This window comes from Lentilactobacillus sunkii DSM 19904, assembly GCF_001435575.1.
Taxonomy (GTDB): domain Bacteria; phylum Bacillota; class Bacilli; order Lactobacillales; family Lactobacillaceae; genus Lentilactobacillus; species Lentilactobacillus sunkii.
Window position 1 is genome coordinate 1 of sequence record NZ_AZEA01000069.1, and the last position, 303, is coordinate 303.

The following is a 303-nucleotide window of genomic DNA, read 5'->3' on the forward strand; positions in this document are numbered from 1 at the left end:
CGGTGGAAAATGAAATGGATCCGACGGATCTACAAACGCTGGAAGCCGAGGTGACCGCATTAGATGAAGAAATTTCGGAATTAGACCAGCAAGTTAAAACTGAAAAGACAATTCATGGTGGGTCACCACGTAAACGGCGCCGGCGCGAGCTTAAACACCTCCGCCATTTAGTCAGAGATGAATATTTACCACGAAAGCAGAAATATCGACAATACCACCAGTTATTTGGAGATTGAAACAGCTTCTCTAAAACAGATCATGACGCGACTTTTATGCGCATGAAAGAAGACCCGATGCAAAACG

1 pseudogene is annotated in these 303 nt (G+C 44.6%); it reads left to right on the forward strand.

From position 1 onward, the window contains the following. A pseudogene (locus tag FD17_RS12930) lies at window positions 1-236 on the forward strand (IS5/IS1182 family transposase); the annotation flags it as partial. Between the last annotated feature and the right edge of the window lie 67 nt (window positions 237-303).